The following is a 20,035-nucleotide window of genomic DNA, read 5'->3' as shown; positions in this document are numbered from 1 at the left end:
TCTCACCAGCCGCGGCGTGCGGCGAGCCAGTCGAGGAAGGTCCACGCGAACAGCCGCTGATGCTCCCGCAGCGCGGGCGTACACCCCGGCGGTGGCGGCGCGTCGGCGTTGCGCAACATGTACGCCGCCACTGCCGCGTTGTAGCAGTCGAGATGATCGGCCGGTACGTCGGCGGTCAACGGGCTGCTGCGGATCGCGGCGGCCGTGTCGATGCCGTGGTGCTGCGCAATGGGAAGCAGCCCGACCCAGTCCATCCAGCGCGGCCCGAGCGCGAGCCAGTTCCAGTCGACCGTCCAGCACGTGCGGTCGGCGTCGATGATCAGGTTGTCCGGCCGCAGGTCCCCGTGCGCGGCCGCGTCACCGGCGAAGGCTTCCGGGGCCAACTGGACCAGGTCGGCCAGCTCAGGCAGGATCCGCCGTACCCACGGCTGCAGTCCGCTGGGCAGCGGCCGGTCACCCGCGATGATCTGCGCCGGCACGTCCAGCGGCGACTCGCCCTCCGCGAGCTCGCTCAGGAAGCTTCGCAGCCCGCCGAGCGGACTCGGGTCCAGCGCGTCCGCGATCCGCTCACAGGTCGCGGTTACCACCGCGAAGTCCTCGGCCGTCCATGGGGTGCCCGGCATCCGCCCGTCCACCCACTCCGACACCACCGCGAACCAGCTCTCCGCCTGTGCGGTGGTGATGATCGCGGGCACCTTGACGGCGGCCGGGAGCTGCGGCACGACCTCGGCCTCACGCTGGTACGCGCGGTGGGCGTGCATCGTGTCGTCCGCGGCCTTGACGAAGACCCGGCGGCCGTCGGCCAGCCGGACCGGCGCGGCGAACCCGCCGGTGAAGCCGGAGGCGACCGGAGCGGCCGCACCGGCGATCTCGGTGCCTAGGGCAACGGCCAGGGCCTCGTGGAGGTCTGCTGGGAGCGTGGTCCAGTCGGGTCGCAGGGAGGTCGCGGTGTAGTCGACGTCGGGCGCTCCGGTCATGTCCACAGACGATAGAGCCGACGGGGCGGCCGGCGCGCGTGGTTTAGCGTGCGGGTGTGAGTGGATCCGTGGTTCTGCTTGATCTGGTCGGCATCTTCGTGTTCGGGATCACCGGCGCGCTGGTCGGCGTACGCAAGAAGCTCGATGTGTTCGGCATCCTCGTGCTCGCGCTCGTCACCGGGCTCGGCGGCGGGTTCATCCGCGACGTGCTGCTCGGCGCGACCCCGCCGGCGGCGCTGCGGGACTGGCGCTATCTCGTGGTGCCGGTGGTGGCCGGGCTGCTCACGTTCTTCCTGCATCCCGGCATCGGCCGGGTGGAGCGGCTGGTGAACATCTTCGATGCGGCCGGCCTCGCGCTGTTCTGCGTGACCGGCGCGCTGAAGGCGATCGAGTACGGCCTGTCGCCGCTGCCGGCCGCCCTGATCGGCACGATCTCCGGCATCGGCGGCGGCGTGATCCGCGACATCCTCAGTGGCAGGGTGCCTGTGGTCCTCCGGGCCGAGATCTACGCCACGCCGGCCTTCCTCGGCGCCGGCATCGTGGTCGTCGCCGCGGCGCTGAAGTACCACGCGCTCTGGGTGCCGATCGCGGCGGCCGCGACCTGTTTCGCGATCCGGCTGCTCGCGATCCGCCGCGGCTGGAACGCGCCGCTACCCCGCAACCCGTGACGGCGCGGCCCAGCCGTTGATCACGGCAAGCAACTCCAGGTACCGCGGCCAGCGCGGGTCGGCCTCGGTACGCCGAAGCTCGATCAGCCGGCCACGGAACTCCGGGTCGGCCCACAGCGGCTCGCCCGCGGCGAGAGCGCGGTAGCCGACGGCCATTCGTCGTACCGACGCCCGGAAGGTCTCGTCCTGCGTCAGCGTCGCCAGCTCCAGCCACGCCTCGACCTGCCGTACGTCGGCATCGTCGGGGAGCACCGGGGTCAGGTTCTGCCGGACCGCCGCGAGCTCGGGCTCGGTGCCGAGGACAGCGGTCAGGAAGTCCGCGATCAGTGCGCGGCGCTCGTGGTCGGACTGCGCAGTGAGGTCGTGCATGAGTTCGAGCTCCTCCGGAGTGGAATGGCGCTGGGCGACCACCGACAGGACGGCCTGCCGCAACCGCAGGGTCCGGATCTGCACCGCCAGCGCCTGGGCGTGTGCGGTGACGACCTCGGCGAGCGTGCGCTCCTGCTCCAGCAGCGCCCGGACCGTCGGCAGATCGATGCCAAGGGCACGCAACGTCCGGATGAGCTCGAGCCGCGCCACCGCGTCATCGTCGTACCTGCGGTGACCGGCAGCGGTCCGCCGTGATGCCAGCAACCCTTGGTCGGAGTAGTACCGCACGGTTTTCACCGACACCCCGGCCAGTCGCGCGACCGCACCGATCGAGTGGTCCATGCCCACACCCTCACATCTCCCGTAAGAGGAGATACAAGCCTAGTTGTGCGCGAAGCGCGTCTTCGGCCGGGCGAACGTAGTGGCGACCGCGGCGACCAGAGCGCAGGCGATGCCGATCGAGAACGGGACCCAGTACGCCTTGGACGGTCCCCACAGATCGACGGCGTGACCGGAGGCCGCGTTGCCCGGGGCGACGCCGAGGAGGATGCCGGTGACCGTCCAGGTGATCGCCTCGGTGAGGCGCTGCGGCGGGACCCACTCCTCGACGCAGGCGGTGACGGCGACCATGGTCGGCGCGATGGTGGTGCCGCAGAAGAACAGCACCACCCCGAGCATCAGCACGCTGTTGACCCAGGGCAGCGGCGCCAGGGTGACGGCGAGCAGGATCGTGCCGAACAGCAGCCGCCGCTCGACCGGAGCACGCCAGTGCACCGAGCCGTACCAGAGACCCGCCAGCAGACTGCCGAACGCCCAGACGGCCAGTACGACGCCGGACAGTCCGGCCTGCCCCTTTTCGGTGGTGAACGCGATCGTGACCACCTCGGCGCCACCCAAGGTCGCGCCGAGTCCGACTCCGACCAAGCTGAGCAGCAGGACGGAGACCCAGGGGAGTGGCGCCTGCTCGGCACCGTTGGACTTCCCACGGCCGGGCGGATCGGAGGCGCCCAGCAACGCGAGCCATATCCCGCCGGCCAGACCCAGTACGCCGGCCGCGGACAGAGCGGCGTACGGACTGACCTGGGTGGCGAGCGCGGTGACGAGGACCGGACCGACGATGAAGACGACCTCGTCGCCGACCGCTTCGAGGGCGAACGCGGTCTGCAGCGCCCGGCCGCGGCCGAGCAGGTGCGTCCAGCGGGCCCGGACGAACGAGCCGACCTGCGGACGGGTGCCACCGGCAACGAACGAGAGGGCGTACAGCACCCAGGTAGCCGAGTCGGCACGCACCGCGACGAGCAGGGCCCCGAGCGCGACGGTGCAGAGAACCGAACCGATCAGCAGCAGCGTGCGCTGGCCGAAGCGGTCGACCAGCCGGCCCTGGATCGGGCCGGTCAGCGCGCCGGCGATCACGGCCACACCGGAGACCGCGCCGGCCAGGCCGTACGAGCCGCTCTCGCGGGCGATCAGGATGACGATGCCCAGCCCGATCATCGAGATCGGCATACGCCCGATGATCCCGGCAGTGAAGAACGCACTGGCACCGGGACGACGCATGAGGTGGACGTAGGGCTTGAGCATGAGGGACCGGCAACACCTTAGCTGTTGGCGGTCTGAGAAACTCGGAATATGCCGCTGCCCCAGTCGCCTGCCGCCGCGCCGTACGACGCGGTCCTGCTGTTGTCCTTCGGTGGTCCCGAGAAGCCCGACGACGTGCTGCCGTTCCTGCAGAACGTGACGCGTGGCCGCGGGATCCCGGACGAGCGGCTGAAGGAGGTCGGCGAGCACTACTACGCGTTCGGCGGGAAGAGCCCGATCAACGACCAGAACCGTGGGCTGCTCAGGGCGCTGCGGGAGTCGTTCGACGAGATCGGTCTGGACCTGCCGATCTACTGGGGAAACCGCAACTGGGCGCCGTACCTGACCGACACGATGCGCGAGATGGCCGCCGACGGGATCCGCCGGGCTGTGGTGATCGTCACGTCCGCCTACCCGTCGTACTCCGGCTGCCGGCAGTACCGGGAGAACCTCGAGGACGCGGCCCGCGAGGTCCCGGACGCGCCGCGGATCGACAAGCTCCGGCACTACGCGAACCACCCGGGCTTCGTCGGCTCGTTCGTCGAGTCGACCGCGGAGGCGCTGAGCACGCTGCCCGAGGGATCGGCGATCGCCTACGTCACCCACTCGATCCCGACCGCGATGAACGCGACCAGCGGCCCCGACGGCAACGCGTACCTCGACTGGCACCTGGACGTGGCCGCCGAGATCAGTGCCGAGCTCGAGCGCCGGACCGGGCAGACCCGGCGGACCGATCTGGTCTACTGCTCGCGGTCCGGCCCGCCGCAGGTGCCGTGGCTGGAGCCGGACGTGAACGACCACCTCGAGGCGCTCGCGGCCGAGGGCGTTCCGGGGGTCGCCGTCGTACCGATCGGGTTCGTCAGCGACCACATGGAGGTCATCTACGACCTCGACACCGAAGCCGCCCGGACGGCCGAGAAGTTGCACCTGCCGATGGCCCGGGCCGCGACCCCCGGCACCGACCAGAGGTTCGTCACCATGCTCCGCGACCTGGTCGTCGAGCGGGCCGCGGCCGAGCGCGGCGAGCAGCCGGCCCGGCCGTGCGTCGGAAAGCTCGGCCCGGCCTGGGACGACTGCCGCCACGACTGCTGCCCACCCCTGCGCCGACCTACCCCTAAGGAAACTCAATGAACGAGCGGAGCGAGTTCATCAACAAGCACAGCACTAAAAGGTCATGCGCGCCCGGAGCGAAGCGAGGACGTGTATGACCGCCGAGAGCCCCCAAGACCTCCTGAAGTTGGCCGTGGAGGTGGCGGAGGAGGCGGCCCGGCTGATCGTCGAACGCCGCCGCGGCACGATCACGGTCGCCGACACCAAGAGCACGGTCACCGACGTCGTCACCGCGGTCGACCGCGAGTCCGAGGAGCTGATCCGGGCCCGGGTCCTGCAGGCCCGCCCGGGCGACTCGTTCCTCGGCGAGGAGGGTGACGACGTGGTCGGCAGCAGCGGCGTGCGATGGGTAGTCGACCCGATCGACGGCACGGTCAACTACCTGTACGACCTCCCGACGTACGCCGTCTCGATCGCGGTCGAGTACGACGGGGAGACGGTGGCCGGCGTGGTCGTGGACGCGCCCAAGGGCGAGGTGTTCACCGCCACCAAGGGCGGCGGCGCGTTCGTGGACGGTAAGCCGATCCAGGTGTCGGGGTGCACCGAGCTGAGCACGGCGCTGGTCGGGACCGGGTTCGGCTACGACCCGGGCCGCCGGCAGGTCCAGGCCGAGGTGATCCAGCACCTGATCACCAAGGTCCGCGACATCCGCCGGATCGGGGTCGGTGCGATCGACCTGTGCTACGTCGCCTGCGGCCGACTGGACGCGGTCTTCGAACGCGGACTGAATCCGTGGGACTACGGAGCGGGTGCGCTGATCGCGGCCGAGGCCGGCGCGACGATCGGTGGGCTGCACGGGGCGCCGGTGTCGCCGGAGATGTCGATCGCGGCCAGTCCGGCGCTGTTCGGGCCGTTCCACGATCTGCTGGCGGCCGCGAACCCCTTGCGCGCGTAGACGGCTGTGACTGCTTGTTTCTGCGCAGTATCGCGCACTAACGAGCATTATGGTGTTCGGTCCTGACATTTGTGGCGACACGCGGGTCACACCATGGACCCAGTCGTGCATCTAGCCCGGTTATAGGGCACAATCCCGTCCTCGGGAACGGTGTTTGCCGGTCCCGGCCTGGCTGTCAAGGGTTTCGGGGGACGAAGATTCAGCGCGGTGCTTCGGCGCGGAATTTCTCGGCCGCTCTACCCGTTCAAGGGCTCAGCAGGCAACACCACGGGTATGAAGAGGGCAGGGAAAGAGCATGGCGACTGATTACGACGCCCCGCGCAAGACGGACGAGGACGCTTCCGAAGAGTCGATCGAGGAGCTGAAGACTCGCCGCCACGACAAGAACTCCGGCAAGGTCGACGAGGACGAGGCCGAGGCCGCCGAGAGCTTCGAGCTGCCCGGCGCCGACCTGAGCCACGAGGAGCTGGCGGTCCGGGTGCTTCCGCGCCAGGCCGACGAGTTCACCTGTTCGAGCTGCTTCCTGGTTCACCACCGCAGTCAGCTCGCCGAGACGAAGAACGGGCAGTTGATCTGCCGCGACTGCGCAGCCTGACACCAGCGCCCTTCTTCTGCTGAGACGACGGCGGGACCGATCCCCGAGGGGAACGGTCCCGCCGTCGTGCGTCGTCAGTCCTCGTGGACCTCTTTCGCGATGCTCTTGGCCAGCCCGCCCGGCGCCTTCGCGTCCTGCTCGTACCCCGGCGGCGCGTAGCCGGTCGACTTCAGCCAGTACTCCGCCGCCCGCCGCTCGGCGAACAGTTTGGCCGCCGCGGCCGCGGCACCACTGGCCACCGCCCAGGTGACCACCTCGGCGTACCCGCCCTCGCCGTGCTTCGGCGGCTTCCCGCCCGAACCGAGCTTCCAGGCCGTGCTGACCGCCTTGTTCACGACCAGGCCCACCACCAGCGTGAACACGGCCAGCACCAGCTTCCAGCCGATCTTCGCTCCGACCACAGCAGCCTCCTATTGCAAGTCCCCGACAGTCAGGATCTTGTCACGCTGTGCCCGGTCAGCGCCGCCGCCAACCGTTCGGGATGCCGCGTGGCGATCACCCAGTACGGCGCCGGGTCGCGCGGATCGGTGATCTCGACCCGGACCGCGCCCCGCACGTAGCTCCGCAGCAGCAGGTACGCCTTCGGGTCGCACCCACGCCCGAACGCGTCGCGCGCGTCCTGCCCGGTCAGGGCCTCGACCTTGCCGAGATAGGTCCGCTCGATGACCGCCTTGCCGGCCCGCAGCCGCTCACCGTCCACCTCGACCCGCGCCCCGCCGTACTGGACGAAGGTGAGGACCAGGATCAGCGCGGCCACACCACCGACGAGGGCGCCGCCGAACGACCCGACAGGGAAGTAGGTGATCCCGAAGAGCGTGACGACCAAGGCCGTGCCGATGATCCACCACGCCACCGGCACGCTCAGGCGCTCGCGATATGTGCCCACGGGACCAGCCTGGCACGCGGGTGGTCCAGCCGTCTCGATAGGGTCGCCTCTCGTGACCGAGGTTCTGATCCAGCGACTCGACCCCGACCTGCCGCTCCCGTCGTACGCGCATCCCGGCGACGCCGGCGCGGACCTGGTGGCCTCGAGCGACATCACTCTCAAACCCGGCGAGCGCGGCCTGGTCGGCACCGGCATCGCGATCGCCCTGCAGGACGGGTACGCCGCCTTCGTTCACCCGCGCTCCGGCCTGGCCGCGAAGCACGGGGTGTCGCTCGTGAACACACCGGGCACCGTGGATGCGGGCTACCGTGGCGAGATCAAGGTGTGCCTGATCAACCACGACCCGCACACCGAGGTGACGCTGCGGCGAGGCGACCGGATCGCCCAGCTGATCATCCAGCGGGTGGAGAAGGCGCGGTTCGTCGAGGTGACCTCACTGCCCGGCTCCGCGCGGGGTGAAGGGGGACACGGCTCGACCGGCGGTTTCAGTGGTGTGACACGCTGAACAGGTGCACCAGTTGAGCTGACCGATGCGCGAAACTACGGCGGGCTTGTACCGACACCATAAGGAAACAGAATGATTTTCCGCCGCAAGGCCAAGAACGAAGACCCCGAGACGACCGAGACGGAAGCCACCGTCGAGGAGACCGAAACGGCGGAACCCCGCGCCGAGGGGCCGTTCGACTCCAGCGAGGTCGACCCGTCGGTCCTGGAGGCGGAGGACCGGATCGACCTGGGTGCGCTGGTGATCACCGGGATGCCGGGGATGGAGCTGCGGCTGCAGGTCGACGAGCAGACCGGCCAGGTGCAGGCGATCCTGCTCGTGCTGGAGGACTCCGCGCTCGAGCTGCGGGCGTTCGCGGCCCCGAAGAAGTCCGGTATCTGGAACGAGGTCCGGCGCGAGATCGCCGCCGAGGCCAGCCGGATGGGCGGTACGGCGACCGAGACCGAGGGACCGTTCGGCACCGAGCTCGTGCTGGTGGTGCCGGTCGAGGACCCCGAAGGACAGATCTTCAGCCAGACCTCCCGGGTGATCGGGGTGGACGGTCCGCGCTGGCTGCTCCGGGCCACGGTGCTCGGCCGGGCCGCTGTCGAGCCCGACTCCGCGCCGCCGATGGAGGCGACGCTGCGCAGCGTCGTCGTGGTCCGCGGTGCCGAGCCGATGGCCGTCCGCGAGTCGCTGCCGTTGCGGCTGCCGCCGGGTGCTCAGCCGGCGGACGAACCAGAGGCGTGACGGGACTACACTCGAACCATGGGTAGTGACAAACCCGCGGGGCTGTGGAAGCGCGCGTTCCGGGGACTGGCCGGAGACCGTGACCAGCAGGACGCCGAGGTTCTCCAGGACTTCGCGCAGGACTGTGGTGCGCGGTCGATCACCGGCTGCCACGACCGGGAGATGGTCACGCTGTACGGAACGCTGCGCACGATCACGTTCAGCCCGCGCGGCGGCGTACCGGCCTTGGAGGGCGAGTTGTACGACGGCACCGGCACGGTCAAGCTGATCTGGCTCGGCCGGCGCAAGATCGCCGGGATCCACCCCGGCTCGGAACTGATCGCCTCCGGGCGGATCGGGGTCGTCGACGGTGACCGCGTGATGTTCAACCCGCGGTACGAGCTCCGCCCGACGGCCGCCCATGGCTGAGCCGACGTCGCGCCGGGACCAGGTCGAGGAAAACCTGGAGGAGAAGCTGGTCGAGATCCTGAAGCCCGAGGTGGAAGCCGCCGCGACCACCCCGCCGGCCGAGGAGCCCGCGAAGCCAGCGCAGACCACCGAGAAGGACTTCTTCCACGCGCTCGGCGGCTGGGGCGCGCTGCTCGACATCGGCCTGCCCTGGATCGCGTTCCTGATCGTCTACGCGGCCACCGACCACAACCTGCGGGTCGCGCTGATCGTCGCGGTCGGCTGTGCCGCCGCGGTCGCCCTGCTGCGGCTGCTCCGCAAGCAGGCGCTCCGCAACGTCTTCGGCGGTTTCGTCGGCGTCCTGATCTCCGCCTGGGTCGCGAACCGCACCGGCAACGCCAAGGACGTCTACGTCCCCGGCCTGCTCACCAACCTCGGGTACGGCGCTCTCTACCTGATCACCGTGCTGATCCGCTGGCCGCTGTTCGGCGTGCTGTACGGCGTGATCACCCAGACCGGCACGGCCTGGCGCAAGGACCCGGCGATGCTCAAAGGCTTCACCCGGGCCACGCTGGTGTTCGTCGGCCTGTTCGCGCTCCGCCTGATCGTCCAGGTGCCGCTCTACTTCACCGGCAGCCTGAACGCGCTCGGCATCGCGAAGATCGGCCTGGGCCTCCCGTGCTACGCGCTCGCGCTCTGGCTCGCGTACGCCGTCCTGCGCGGATCGCTGCCGCCGGAGAAGTGGGACGAGACCCGTGACCACGTCACCCACCTGCTCCGGGGCAACAAGAAGTAGCCAGCCGGCCACGGCCCACGCAGGGCCCACGCACGCTACGCGGGCGCTACTTCGTCGCTTCGCTTCTCAACGCGCCCGCTCCGCGCGCTCCCACCCGCCCCCGGCTCAGCGCCGTCCTTCTCTTTGCCGGCTACCGCCGGGCGAGCACGTGGGGCTGCCGCCCACATGGCGCGGGCCGCCGCCCACGTGCTGCGGGCTGCCGCCCGCGGTTTGCTCGCTGCCGCTCGCGTGCGACCTCCTACGTCGGCTGCTCCGCGGTAACAGGATGTGGTGGATAGGCCCCCCGCGTGACACGCCGGTGCTACTTCGTCTCTGCGCTCCTCGTCGTGCGTCGACCAGGCTGGCCAACCAGTGCGTCGTCCCAGTTCAACGATGGATCCGGCAGACGTGGTCGCACGCGAGCGGCAGCGAGCGAACCGCGGGCGGCAGCCCGCCACCCCCGGCGGTAGCCGGGAACTCGCCGGCGGCAGCCAGCAAAGACAAGGACGGCGCCAAGCCGTGGGTGGGTGGGAGCGCGCGGAGCAGGCGCGTCGAGGAGCGCAGCGACGAGGGTAGCGGCCTGCGTAGCACGCGGGGGTCTGTTTACTCAGACTTACGGTGGTGCGGGGAGAGCATGTCCTCGAGCTGCTCCTCGGTCTCGTCCGCGGCGACGAACAGCAGCTCGTCGTTCAGTTCGAGGGTGCCTTCCGGGTCCGGCCGCAGTACCCGGCCCTCGCGGAGGATGACGACCAGTGCGGTGTCCAGCGGCCAGTCGACGTCGCCGACCCGCTGACCGATCATGGGGGAGTCCTCGGGCAGCGTCAGCTCGACCAGGTTCGCGTCGCCTTGGCGGAAGGTGAACAGCCGGACCAGGTCGCCGACCGAGACCGCCTCCTCGACCAGTGCGGACATGATCCGCGGTGTCGAGACCGACACGTCCACGCCCCAGGCCTCGTTGAACATCCACTCGTTCCGCGGATGGTTGACCCGGGCAACGGTCCGGGGGACGCCGAACTCGGTCTTGGCGAGCAGCGAGACGACCAGGTTCACCTTGTCGTCGCCGGTACTCGCGATCGCCACCTGGCAGCGCTGCAGCGCGGCCTCCTCGAGCGAGGACAGCTCGCACGCGTCGGCCAGCAGCCACTCGGCCCGCGGCACCGACTCGGCCTTGATCGCCCGCGGGTCCTTGTCGATCAGCAGCACCTCGTGGCCGTTCTCCAGCAGCTCGCCGGCGATCGAACGACCGACGTTGCCCGCTCCGGCGATGGCTACCCGCATCACAGCTCCTCAGGCTTGGTGCCGAGTTGGGACTCGACCGCGGCGGCGTCGCGTTCCAGCATCACCACGTGCACCAGGTCACCCTCCTGGATGACCGTGTCGGCCCGCGGCAGCATGCCCTCGCCGAGCCGGGTCAGGAACGCGACCCGGGCGCCGGTGGCCTTCTCGATGTCGAGCACGAGCCGGCCGACCCAGTCGGAGTGCACATGGACCTCGGCGAGCCGGACCGTCCCGGACGGGTCGCGCCACTCCGGCTCGGAGCCCTCCGGCAGCAGCCGGCGCATCATCTGGTCGACGGTCCAGCGCACCGTGCCGACGGTCGGGATGCCGAGCCGCTGGTACACCTCGGCGCGCCCCGGGTCGTAGATCCGGGCGACCACGTTGCTGATGCCGAACGTCTCCCGCGCCACCCGGGCGGCCAGGATGTTGGAGTTGTCACCGTTCGAGACCGCGGCGAACGCCTCGGCGTCCTCGATCCCGGCCTCGATCAGGACCTCCCGGTCGAAGCCCATCCCGACGATCGTCCGGCCGGTGTAGTTCGGGCTGAGCCGGCGGAAGGCGTCGGCGGACTGGTCGATGATCGCGACCGTGTGGCCGCGCTTCTCCAGACCTCGCGCGAGCGTCGACCCGACGCGGCCGCAGCCCATGATGACGACGTGCACTCGGTGATCACTCCTTGCCCCGCCTGGGGGCCACTGGCTCGGTTCGGCAGGGATAGACGCTACACCGACCCAGGCCGCCCTCTAACATCACCGGTGTGACTCCCGCTCTAGGCGATATCGGTAAACGGCTGCTGCTCGGGCGCAAACTGCGCAGCACCCAGCTGGGTGAGACCCTGCTGCCGAAGCGCATCGCCCTCCCGGTCTTCGCCAGCGACGCGTTGTCGTCGGTGGCGTACGCCCCGGACGAGATCTTCCTGACCCTCTCGATCGCCGGTCTGGCGGCGTTGACCATTTCCTGGAAGATCTCGCTCGCCGTCGCGGTGGTCCTGGTCGTGGTGGTGCTGTCCTACCGGCAGAACGTGCACGCCTACCCGTCCGGCGGCGGTGACTACGAGGTCGCCAACGTGAACCTCGGACCGACGGCCGGACTCACCGTGGCCAGCGCGCTGATGGTCGACTACGTCCTCACGGTCGCCGTGTCGATCTCCTCCGCCGCCCAGTACGCCGCGTCCGCGATCCCGGCCCTGGAAGGCCATCAGGCCACGGCAGCCGTGATCGCGGTGCTCTTCCTGACCACGATGAATCTGCGCGGGGTCCGCGAGTCGGGGGCCGCGTTCGCGATCCCGACGTACATCTTCATGTTCACCATCCTCGGGATGGCGGCCTGGGGCTTCGGCCGGCTGTTGTTCGGGACCCTGCCCGACGCGAGCAGTGCGGGCCTCGACATCGCCGCCGAGAACCAGTTCGCGCACGGCGCGAGCGGGCTGGCGATGGGGTTCCTGATCCTCCGGGCGTTCTCGTCCGGGTGTGCCGCGCTGACCGGTGTCGAGGCGATCAGCAACGGCGTACCGGCGTTCAAGAAGCCGAAGAGCAAGAACGCGGCGACCACGCTGGCGCTGCTCGGCACCATCTCGATCGCGATGGTGGTCAGCGTGGTGGCGCTGGCCAACGTGATGAAGGTCCGGTTCGCCGAGGACCCGGCCACCCAGTTGCTCGACAACGGCGTACCGGTCGGCGAGAGCTACCACCAGGACCCCGTGATCGGTCAGCTGGCCAAGGGGATCTTCGACCACTTCTCGCCGGGCTTCTACCTGGTCGCGGCGGCGACCGGCGTGATCCTGGTGCTGGCCGCGAACACGGCGTTCAACGGGTTCCCGGTGCTCGGCTCGATCCTGGCCCGCGACGGCTACCTGCCGCGGCAGCTGCACACCCGCGGCGACCGGCTCGCGTTCAGCAACGGCATCGTCATCCTGGCCGGCTTCGCGATCGTGCTGATCGTGGCGTTCAACGCCGAGGTGACCCGGCTGATCCAGCTGTACATCGTCGGTGTGTTCGTGTCGTTCACGATCAGCCAGACCGGCATGGTCCGGCACTGGACCCGGCTGCTGCGCACCGAGCAGGACCCGGGGCAACGGGCCCGGATGAAGCGGTCCCGGGTGATCAACACGGTCGGCCTGACGCTGACCGGCATCGTGCTGATCATCGTGCTGATCACCAAGTTCCTGCTCGGCGCGTACATCGCGATCATCGCGATGGGCGTGCTGTTCATGCTGATGAAGGGCATCCACCGGCACTACGACACGGTCCGCAAGCAGATGGCGGCCGAGGGGGACGAGCCGCTGATGCTGCCGTCCCGCGTGCACGCGATCGTGCTGGTCTCCAAACTGCACAAGCCGACCCTGCGGGCGCTGGCGTTCGCCAAGGCGGCGCGCCCGTACATGCTCGAGGCGGTCACGGTCGACGTCGATCGCGACGAGTCGGACCAGCTCCAGGCCGAGTGGGACACCCGGGGGATCCCGATCCCGCTGAAGCGGCTGGCCTCGCCGTACCGGGAGATCACCCGGCCGATCCTGCAGTACGTCCGGGACATCCGGCGGCAGTCCCCGCGGGACGTGGTGATGGTCTACATCCCGGAGTACGTCGTCGGCCACTGGTGGGAGCACTTCCTGCACAACCAGAGCGCCCTGCGGCTCAAGGGGCGGCTCTTGTTCACACCTGGTGTGATGGTTACGTCCGTTCCGTACCAGCTGATCTCGGCGAGTGAGGCGGAGGAGCGGCAGGACCGGGTAGAACGGGTCGCAGGCCAGGTACGGCGTGGAGCCCGCAAGGGGTCAGGAGATCGGTGACAGACGAGGACATCGTCGGGACGGTAGTCGAGCTGGAGGTCGGGCCGGTCGCGCACGGAGGACACTGTGTAGCCCGGCACGAAGGACAGGTGGTCTTCGTCCGGCACGCGTTGCCCGGTGAGCTGGTGCACGCTCGCATCACCGAGCAGAACGCCAAGTACCTGCGGGCGGACGCCGTCCAGGTGCTCACGGCGTCCCCACAACGGATCGAGCCACCCTGCCCGTACGCCGGCCCCGGCCGGTGTGGCGGCTGTGACTTCCAGCACGCCAACATCGTGGAGCAGCGCCGGCTGAAGGCGACCGTGGTGTCGGACACGCTCCGGCGCATCGGCGGGATCGAGCGCACGATCGTGATGGAGTCCCCGGGCGACGACGGCCTCGGCTGGCGGACCCGGATGCGGTACGCCGTGGTGGACGGGCGACCGGGGATGTACGCGCACCGCTCGCACGACCTGATCCCGATCGACCGGTGTCTGATCGCTCATCCCGGGACTCCCGACGTACTGAGAGAGCGCTGGCCGGATGCGTCGTCCGTACAGGCTGTGGTGTCGTCCGAGGGCAAGACCGCCGTACTGACCGACGCGGACGGCGGTGGGCGGGTCGTCGAGGTGGTGCGCGGCCGGCGGTTCCGGGTCGAGGCCGGTGGGTTCTGGCAGGTGCACCCGGCGGCTCCCGGGACGCTCGTGGACGCCGTACTGAGTGGGCTGGAGCCGGCGGCGGGGGAGACGGCACTGGACCTGTACTCAGGGGTCGGGCTGTTCGCGGCGTTCCTGGCCGAGGCTGGGTGTGCGGTGCTGGCGATCGAGGGTGACAAGGACGCCGTACGCAACGCTCGGCGGAACCTGCACGACCTGCCGGACGTGACCTTGGAGAACGGTGACGTCGACCGGGTGCTGAACGTGGCGGCCGGGAAGGGGCTCGAGCACGTCGACCTGGTCGTCCTGGACCCACCGCGGACGGGTGCCGGGAAGGACGTCGTACGTCGGGTCGCCGCTCTGGGACCGCGGCGAGTGGCGTACGTGGCGTGTGATCCGGCGGCGCTGGCGCGGGACCTGAAGACGTTCGGGCGGCTCGGGTACGGGATCGCGTCGCTGCGGGCGTTCGACCTGTTCGGGATGACCCACCACATCGAGTGCGTGGCCATTCTCGAACCTGTGGACAGTGAAGTGGTGAGTGGGGGTGGCCTCGGGTAGCGTTCTGGCCTGGATTCCAATGCGCTGGAGACCCGATGCCGCTCGTTGACCTGGATGACCCGGAGGAGTTGCGCGCCCGCTGGACCGCACTCGCCGCGGTCGCCCATGCCACGGGCTTCGACCGCCGGTGGTACGCCGACGCCGACGGGTACCACCATCAGGACGAGACCGGCTCGGTGCTGCAGATGGTCCGGCTGGGCGACGGGCGGGCGGTGCTGTTCGGGTTCCACACGCACCACAGCCAGACTGCCCGCGCCGACCTGCTGGCAGGGTCGCCGGACTGGATCGGCCAGCCCGAGGTGCGCCGGCGGGCGACCGCGGGCGAGCTCGGGTTCGTGTACGGCGCGTTCAACGGGACCTGGGCGCGCGCGTCGTACCCGGGAGACCCGTGGCAGCCGGCCGAGGACGGGTTCGCGCCGATCGGGCAGTGGATCACCTCCGACGAGGCCACCGCCGACGAGATGATCGAGTGGGTCGCGGAGTGGGCCGACTACCTCGGCAGCCTGGACGAGCTGCGGCCGTTCGGGGTGGAGCTGATCCGGACCACAGCGGCCTCAGGAGTGAGTCTCGAGTCGCTGGGCGAGTTCTTCAGCCACTTCAAGATCGACCGGCGCTCCCCGGTCCAACCGGACCTGCCGGCCGGGGTGGTCGCGGGGGAGGACTTCACCCGGAACTTTGCGATCCCGGAAAACTTCCCCGACGACCCTGACACAGCCGAGGTCTCGGTCGTTGAGGATGTCGTGATCGGAACACCCGACGGCCGACCGACCGACGACGAGGAAGAATCCTTCGTCGTCCCACCCGGCATCAGCCCCTTCACCGGCCAGCCGATCGACGACCCGCCCCCGGTCATACCGCCGTTCGACCAGGCTCCGTTCGACCAGGCTCCGTACGACCAGGCTCCGTACGACCAGGCTCCGTACGACCAGGCTCCGTACGGCGAGGCCCGCGGCGAGTCGCCCCGTGCCGCCCGCGGCGAGTCACTCCGCCCTGCCCGCGACGAGTCACCCCGCCCCGCCCGCGGCGACGAGTACGGCGTCACCGCGAAGAAGCAGGGCTGGCTCCGCCGCCGCAAACACGACGACACTCCCGAGCCCACGCCCTCCCAGGACGCACCCGCCGCCCACCCATCGGGCGGCCCCGCACCGGGCGGGTCGGCTGCCGGCTATCCCCAAGGCGGCCCCGCACCGGGCACCTACCTCCCCGACGGCACGACGGGCACCTACCTCCCCGACGGCACGACGGGCACCTACCTCCCCGGCCGCCCGGCGGGCACCGGCCTCCCCGCCCGCCCGGCGTACGACCCCACCCTCCCCTCCTCCGAGCCGCCCCGAGTAGGCGGCGGCGTCCACGAGGGCGAAGACTTCTACGCCAGCCTCTTCGCCGACGCCCCCGCCGCGGCCTACCAGCCGGACCCCGCCACCCCCGACGAACAAGAGTGGGAAACCGCCGAACAACCCTCCTGGTCCGACCAGGACGCCACCGGCGAATACAACCCCTTCGCCGAAGACACCACCCCCAACCAGCCGGCCCGCGACTGGGTAGGCGGCGCCTGGATCAACGGCGAATGGGTAGAAGACCCCACCAATTCCCCCTTCCCCCCACCCGGCCCCCAGCCAGCCGCCCCCCGCTCCACCTCACAGCCCGGCCCCCAGCCATCCGACCCCCGCTCCGCCGCACAGCCCGGCTCGCACCCCACCGCCCCGCACCCGACCTCACACCCGAACGAGTCACCGTTCGCGCCATCAGCCGGCCCCCAGCCGAGCGCGTCCCCGTTCGCCCCGTCGCCCGAAGCCCAGCCGACCGCGTCCGCTCTCACCCCACCCCCCGACGCCCACGCAACCGACCCACGCGTCGCCCCACCGGCGGACTCCCAGCCGACCGCGTCCCCATTCACCCCGCCGGCGGACTCGCACCCCGCGGACACCCGCTCCGCATCACAGCCGACCGACTCACCCTTCGCGCCGGCAGCAGGCCCGCAGCCGAACGCATCCCCGTTCGCCCCACCCGCCGACGCCCACGCAACCGACCCACGTGTTGCCCCGCCGGCGGACTCCCAGCCGACCGCGTCCCCGTTCACCCCGCCGGTGGACTCGCAGCCCGCTGACGCCACCTCCGCGTCACAGCCGCCCGACTCACCTTTCGCCCCTTCACCGGATGCCGCGGACCTGGAGGACGACGAGGCCCCCACCGCCGAGATCGCCGCCGTCCTCGACGCCGACCCCGCGGAAGAAGAGCCGTCTTCCTTCACCGGCCCATCCCCGTTCGCCCCGGTCCAGCAAGCGGAGCCCGCCGCGCCGACCACCGACGACTCGGACGACCAAACAGCCGAGATCCCCGCCGTACCGGCCGCCCTCACCATCGACGCGGCAGCCGAGCACGCTCCCGCATCACCGGCGACCCCAACCGCAGAGGACACGCCCGCAGCACCACCGGAGCCCCTCACCGCAGCCGCACCCCAGACCGAGCACGACCTTTCCACCAGCCGTGCCCCAGAGGCTAAAGCTCAAGTTCACCCTCAACCCCAACCATGGCCGCAGCCCGAACCCCACCCCGAGCCATGGCCCCAGCCCGAGCCACACCCAGCCCCCTGGCCACAGCCCACCCCGCCCCACCCAGAGCCCACTCCACCCACGCCCGGCCCGACCCCCGACCCATTCCCCCAGCCCACCCCACACCCCGAGCCAACGCCAGGCCCGCGCCCCACTCCCGAGCCGATCCCAGGCCCGGACCCCCAACCGTCACCCGAGCCAACCCCAGACCCCGAACCCCAGCCATGGCCCGACCCCGAGCCACACCCGTGGCCGGACCCAGAGCCAACCCCTCAACCAGAGCCCGGCCCACAACCCGAGCCCGACCCTGCCCCCTGGCCGGACCCGGAACCAGAACCACCCACCGAGCAACACCCACACCTCCACCCCGAGCCCACCCACGCCGAACACCCCGCCTGGCTAGGCGAACTAGACGAAGCAGAATCCGCCGCAGCCAACCTCCCCTCCCCGTCCACCCCCATCCCGGCCGCACCCAACCCCAATCCACCCCACGCCCCAGCCGCGGCCGAGCACGACCCACCCCAAGCACCGGCCGCCAACGCCCCCGAGTACGCCGCCCCCGCAGACACACGCGAGTACGCGGCCTCCGCCGACGGCCGCGACCACGGCGCCCACCTCGACGCACGCGAGGACGCGACTCCCGGCGGCGCCCGTGACCAGGCCTCCTCCGGCGATGCCCGCGAGTATGTCGCCTCCGCCGACGGCCGGGACTACGCCGCCCCCACCGGCCCTCGCGACGACGCCACTCCCGGCAGCGTCCGTGACGACGCCGGCCCCGGCGATGCCCGCGAGTACGTCGCCTCCGCCGACGGCCGCGACTACGCCGCCGCCACCGAGGCACGCGAGGACGCGACTCCCGGCGGCGCCCGTGATCTCGCCGCCTCCGGCGATGCCCGCGAGTACGTCGGCCCCGGCGACGCCCGCGAGTACTCCACCCCGGCCAGCGCCGCCGAGTCCGACGCCGTGCACGCCGACGCCGCCGAGTACGCGGACCGCGGGTCCGTGCCGGCCGCAGACGAGCAGGCGGGGTTCGCGTCCGCGCCAGACGCCGACGAGCGTCCTGGGTCCGTGGCCGCAGTAGACGCCGACGAGCGTGCCGGGCTCATGTCCAGGGCAGATGCGGACGAGCGAGCTGAGTTCGTGTCCGGGGCAAACGCGGACGGGCGTGCTGGGTTCGTGGATGAGGACGACGAGCCGACCGGCTTCGTCCCGGTGGTCGAGGTGGACGAGCCGAGCCGCGCGCCAGCCACCGACGCCCCCGAGTACACCGACGCCCCCGAGTACGCCGACGCCGCTGCTTACGCCGACGCCGGCCAGTACCCCGACGCCGCTGCGCACGCCGGTTCCGGAGAGTTCCCGTTTGCGTCGGATGGGGACGAGCGTGCTGGGTTCGTGGATGAGGACGACGAGCCGACCAGCTTCGTGCCCGTGGTCGATGAGGATGACCCGAGTTACGCGCCGGACGCCGACGCCCAGGAGCACGCCGTACGCGCCGACGCCGCCGAGTACGCGGAGTACGCCGAGGACGCGGAGTACGCCGAGCGCGTGGCGTCCGATGAGCGCGGCGACTTCGCGTCCGCGTCGGATGCGGACGAGCCCGGCAGGTTCGTGCCGGCGGCGGAGGAGGCCGGGCACGCGGCGTTCGTGGATGAGGATGACGAGCCGACGGGGTTCGTGCCGGTCGTCTACGCCGACGAGGATGCGGAGTTCGCGTCCGCCGCAGAAACCGAGCAGGGCGAGCCGCAGGAAGGTTGGCCGGACACCGGGAGACCCGCGGGCGCCAACGGGCACGACTACGCCGCGCGTCAGCGCGAGGAGGCGAACGGGCACGACTACGCCGCAGATGAGCGTGCGGCGGGCGATGGGCGGAACTATGCCGCCGATGACCGCGCGGTGGGGAACGGGCGCGACTACGCCCTGGATGAGCGTACGGCGGACCGGGCGGCGAACGGGCACGAGTACGGCGCGGATGAGGGTGCCGCTGCGGAGACGCCTAACGGGTACGACCACGCGGCGGCGGCCGACGAGTACGACGACGCGCCGACGGGCAATGGGTACGACCGCGGGGCCACCGGCAACGGGTATGACCATGCGGCGGCGGCCAACGGGCGGGATCACGCGGAGACGGGCAACGGGCACGACCTCGCGGGGGCCGAGGAAGCTAACGGGCACGACCGCAGCGCCAGGGAGCGGGCTGCTGCCGTCGTGGCTCGGATGTCTATTCCGGGGTTGGGGCTGGTGGGGGCTGACGGGCCTCGGATTCAGCCGGAGCCGGGGTCGATCGAGGAGGCTATGCGGGCGGAGGTGGAGCGCCCGAGGCCGCGGCCGACGGAGTCGGAGGCGATGACGGCGTTGCATGCGTGGTGCCGGGCGCGGACCGCGGTCGTACCGTCGGGGTTCACCATCCAGGTCCAGGTGCTGGACCCGAGCGCCCCGTCGTACCGGTTCGATCTCGAGCCGCCGGAGATCGACGACCCGGAGTTCGCCGCGGACAAGCTGAGCGGGCTGCTCGGGGATCTGTGGCAGACCGAGGCGCAGACCGAGCCGGGCGGCTGGCTGTTCGCGCGGATCGACGCGGCCGGACGGACGTTGCGGATCGACCGGTGGTACGACCAGGTGCCCGACTGGTGGGACAACCCGATCGAGCCGCGCCTCGACGTCAACGGGCTGGTACGCCGCCTGTACAACCGCGGCCCCCAGTGGCAACCGTCGTACCTGGAGAAGTTGTACGTCAGCGCGAGATAGCGTTG

At 70.8% G+C, this 20,035-nt stretch carries 18 protein-coding genes; 11 read left to right on the top strand and 7 right to left on the bottom strand.

Going from position 1 to position 20,035, the window contains the following annotated elements; translation table 11 throughout:
- Positions 1–2: 2 nt before the first annotated feature.
- Positions 3–977: a phosphotransferase family protein gene (locus ACZ6O0_RS17785; RefSeq protein ID WP_465765992.1), complete on the bottom strand. Its 975-nt coding sequence runs from the start codon at positions 975–977 to the stop codon at positions 3–5.
- Positions 978–1,033: 56 nt separating this feature from the next.
- On the opposite strand from ACZ6O0_RS17785, the gene ACZ6O0_RS17780 reads away from it, so the two are divergent.
- Positions 1,034–1,645: a trimeric intracellular cation channel family protein gene (locus ACZ6O0_RS17780; RefSeq protein WP_465765991.1), complete on the top strand. Its 612-nt coding sequence runs from the start codon at positions 1,034–1,036 to the stop codon at positions 1,643–1,645.
- Here ACZ6O0_RS17780 and ACZ6O0_RS17775 read toward each other — a convergent pair.
- Together ACZ6O0_RS17775 and ACZ6O0_RS17770 are read right to left on the bottom strand one after the other, a co-directional pair.
- Entirely contained in the window at positions 1,628–2,356 is a 729-nt protein-coding gene (locus tag ACZ6O0_RS17775) for a MerR family transcriptional regulator (protein ID WP_465765990.1), read from the bottom strand. The genes ACZ6O0_RS17780 and ACZ6O0_RS17775 overlap by 18 nt on opposite strands.
- Before the next feature lie 39 nt (positions 2,357–2,395).
- Positions 2,396–3,595, bottom strand: coding sequence for an MFS transporter (locus ACZ6O0_RS17770; RefSeq protein ID WP_465765989.1), 1,200 nt, complete (start codon positions 3,593–3,595; stop codon positions 2,396–2,398).
- Between the two features lie 48 nt (positions 3,596–3,643).
- On the opposite strand from ACZ6O0_RS17770, the gene ACZ6O0_RS17765 reads away from it, so the two are divergent.
- From ACZ6O0_RS17765 to ACZ6O0_RS17755, 3 genes are all read left to right on the top strand, one after another.
- Positions 3,644–4,723, top strand: a complete 1,080-nt coding sequence (locus tag ACZ6O0_RS17765; protein ID WP_465765988.1) for a ferrochelatase — start codon at positions 3,644–3,646, stop codon at positions 4,721–4,723.
- A gap of 73 nt (positions 4,724–4,796) precedes the next feature.
- The gene (locus tag ACZ6O0_RS17760) at positions 4,797–5,597 is read left to right on the top strand and encodes an inositol monophosphatase family protein (protein ID WP_465765987.1); all 801 of its coding nucleotides are present in this window, start codon (positions 4,797–4,799) and stop codon (positions 5,595–5,597) included.
- Between the two features lie 295 nt (positions 5,598–5,892).
- A complete protein-coding gene (locus ACZ6O0_RS17755) occupies positions 5,893–6,192 on the top strand; it encodes a DUF4193 domain-containing protein (RefSeq protein WP_130379292.1) in 300 nt (99 codons plus the stop codon).
- Positions 6,193–6,266: 74 nt separating this feature from the next.
- Here the strand turns inward: ACZ6O0_RS17755 and ACZ6O0_RS17750 are convergent, their stop codons facing one another.
- Positions 6,267–6,593, bottom strand: a complete 327-nt coding sequence (locus ACZ6O0_RS17750) for a DUF4235 domain-containing protein (RefSeq protein WP_465765986.1) — start codon at positions 6,591–6,593, stop codon at positions 6,267–6,269.
- Positions 6,594–6,622: 29 nt separating this feature from the next.
- Positions 6,623–7,078: a DUF3093 domain-containing protein gene (locus tag ACZ6O0_RS17745; RefSeq protein ID WP_465765985.1), complete on the bottom strand. Its 456-nt coding sequence runs from the start codon at positions 7,076–7,078 to the stop codon at positions 6,623–6,625.
- Between the two features lie 52 nt (positions 7,079–7,130).
- Between ACZ6O0_RS17745 and dut the strand changes: the two genes are divergently transcribed.
- The 4 genes from dut (at position 7,131) to ACZ6O0_RS17725 (ending at position 9,495) form a co-directional block, all read left to right on the top strand.
- Positions 7,131–7,583, top strand: coding sequence for a dUTP diphosphatase (gene dut, locus ACZ6O0_RS17740; protein WP_465765984.1), 453 nt, complete (start codon positions 7,131–7,133; stop codon positions 7,581–7,583).
- Positions 7,584–7,655: 72 nt separating this feature from the next.
- Complete coding sequence (locus ACZ6O0_RS17735) at positions 7,656–8,312, top strand: DUF3710 domain-containing protein (RefSeq protein ID WP_465765983.1); 657 nt, start codon at positions 7,656–7,658, stop codon at positions 8,310–8,312.
- 18 nt (positions 8,313–8,330) lie between these two features.
- Positions 8,331–8,720 (top strand): OB-fold nucleic acid binding domain-containing protein, encoded by a 390-nt coding sequence (locus ACZ6O0_RS17730; RefSeq protein ID WP_465765982.1) that lies wholly within the window; start codon positions 8,331–8,333, stop codon positions 8,718–8,720.
- Entirely contained in the window at positions 8,713–9,495 is a 783-nt protein-coding gene (locus tag ACZ6O0_RS17725; RefSeq protein ID WP_465765981.1) for a DUF3159 domain-containing protein, read from the top strand. The genes ACZ6O0_RS17730 and ACZ6O0_RS17725 overlap by 8 nt, the downstream gene beginning before the upstream one ends.
- Before the next feature lie 582 nt (positions 9,496–10,077).
- Here ACZ6O0_RS17725 and ACZ6O0_RS17720 read toward each other — a convergent pair.
- Both ACZ6O0_RS17720 and ACZ6O0_RS17715 read right to left on the bottom strand, forming a co-directional pair.
- Positions 10,078–10,752, bottom strand: a complete 675-nt coding sequence (locus ACZ6O0_RS17720; protein ID WP_131341098.1) for a potassium channel family protein — start codon at positions 10,750–10,752, stop codon at positions 10,078–10,080.
- Positions 10,752–11,414 carry a potassium channel family protein gene (locus ACZ6O0_RS17715; protein ID WP_465765980.1) on the bottom strand — a complete coding sequence of 221 codons (663 nt, stop codon included), beginning with the start codon at positions 11,412–11,414 and terminating at the stop codon, positions 10,752–10,754. The genes ACZ6O0_RS17720 and ACZ6O0_RS17715 overlap by 1 nt, the downstream gene beginning before the upstream one ends.
- Positions 11,415–11,509: 95 nt before the next feature.
- On the opposite strand from ACZ6O0_RS17715, the gene ACZ6O0_RS17710 reads away from it, so the two are divergent.
- The 3 genes from ACZ6O0_RS17710 to ACZ6O0_RS17700 are packed head-to-tail and all read left to right on the top strand — an operon-like array spanning position 11,510 to position 20,030.
- On the top strand, positions 11,510–13,540 hold the full coding sequence (locus ACZ6O0_RS17710) for an APC family permease (RefSeq protein WP_465765979.1): 2,031 nt from the start codon (positions 11,510–11,512) through the stop codon (positions 13,538–13,540).
- Positions 13,537–14,733 carry a class I SAM-dependent RNA methyltransferase gene (locus tag ACZ6O0_RS17705; protein ID WP_465765978.1) on the top strand — a complete coding sequence of 399 codons (1,197 nt, stop codon included), beginning with the start codon at positions 13,537–13,539 and terminating at the stop codon, positions 14,731–14,733. The genes ACZ6O0_RS17710 and ACZ6O0_RS17705 overlap by 4 nt, the downstream gene beginning before the upstream one ends.
- A 35-nt stretch (positions 14,734–14,768) precedes the next feature.
- On the top strand, positions 14,769–20,030 hold the full coding sequence (locus ACZ6O0_RS17700; protein WP_465765977.1) for a hypothetical protein: 5,262 nt from the start codon (positions 14,769–14,771) through the stop codon (positions 20,028–20,030).
- The last annotated feature ends 5 nt before the right edge of the window (positions 20,031–20,035 follow it).

The sequence above is a fragment of the Kribbella sp. NPDC048837 genome (assembly GCF_055586945.1).
This window is presented reverse-complemented; position numbering and strand designations above follow the sequence as displayed.